This window comes from uncultured Campylobacter sp. (assembly GCF_938017705.1).
Lineage (GTDB): Bacteria > Campylobacterota > Campylobacteria > Campylobacterales > Campylobacteraceae > Campylobacter_B.
In genome coordinates this window covers 1-1,101 of sequence record NZ_CALIIS010000040.1, presented here as the reverse complement: position 1 = coordinate 1,101, position 1,101 = coordinate 1, and the positions used below count along the sequence as shown (strand labels likewise).

Genomic DNA, 1,101 nt, shown 5'->3' with positions numbered 1-1,101 from the left:
GTGAGCATGATGATGATGAGTACCGGCGTCAGGTCGGTTACATCGAGCAGGCGTGTCCGTTGTTCAGTGGAACCGTGCGCGCCAAGGTTGCGAGTCTGGCGTCGCTAAATAAAAATGCGATAAGGCGCAACGTAAGCATGCTCACGATCGACAGATACAACGAGGGCAGCGATGCCGCATATATCCAGCATGAAATCGAGCTCGTAAAATACGATCTGCCGCTATCCGTGCAGGCTAAGTTAATGGACGACCCAGAGCAGCTTGAGCCAGCGTATAGCTCTACGTTTCGCTACTCCTATCTGATCGAAGGCAAATATTTTAAGCGCTTAAAAGATCACGACGAGCTGCGCAGATCGCACCGCCTAAGCGTGCCGATCGAGTACCCCGCGCGTATAGCGGTCGATAGCGGGATCAAAAGCGAGCGCGATGCGAAAATGGATACCGACATACAAGGACTCATCGTAATGCCGCTAATGATGCCGGTGCTGCTTTTAGGCAGTATCCTAGACGGCTGAAATCGGCTGAATCACGGAAGTGAAATTTAATTGATTTAAATTATGAGGTAGTGGCGGACAGAGAGGGATTTGAACCCTAGATTTCTCTTTTTGCTGAATGAATTTTCTTCATGAAAAGTATCTATTTCATATTTTTATTTTCTATTTAATACATTTTTAAGCATAATTTAAGTAAATATATTGTATAATTCACTCATAAATCAAAAGGGCAAAGCCTAAAAGGAGAAAAAGATGAAAAAGCAAGTTTTGACAAAGGTTCAAGATTTTAACGGCAACGTTTTCTACGTTGAGAGAAAAAGAATTCAGATCGAGCGTGTCAGGGAGTATGGAGAGATTGAAAAATATGCTACTTTTGACGGCAACGGATATGATAGATACAATCGTCGCTTGGGCTATATTTTAGAAACTAGGGTTTATTTTGGTGATTTTGATATGAGCTGGAAAGATGCCACTAGCGGTGTTGCTACTGCGAAAAATCGAGATGGCAAAGAAGTGAGATTTATTGTAGAGGATGAAAATCTACAAAATTCAATTACAAAATTCGTGGAGGAGTAAAAAAAATGCAAAATTTAGTAAGCGGTTGGCA

At 42.3% G+C, this 1,101-nt stretch carries 2 protein-coding genes; both read left to right on the top strand.

Going from position 1 to position 1,101, the window contains the following annotated elements; translation table 11 throughout:
- Nucleotides 1-515, top strand: a 515-nt coding sequence (locus Q0605_RS02375) for a hypothetical protein (protein WP_298703876.1), incomplete at its 5' end; no start/stop codon positions are given.
- Between the two features lie 231 nt (nucleotides 516-746).
- On the top strand, nucleotides 747-1,070 hold the full coding sequence (locus Q0605_RS02370; protein WP_298703873.1) for a hypothetical protein: 324 nt from the start codon (nucleotides 747-749) through the stop codon (nucleotides 1,068-1,070).
- Nucleotides 1,071-1,101 lie beyond the last annotated feature (31 nt).

Bases quoted from the DNA above. Each gene is read 5' to 3' on its own strand.
- Q0605_RS02370 (WP_298703873.1), top strand. From the start codon at position 747: ATGAAAAAGCAAGTTTTGACAAAGGTTCAAGATTTTAACGGCAACGTT.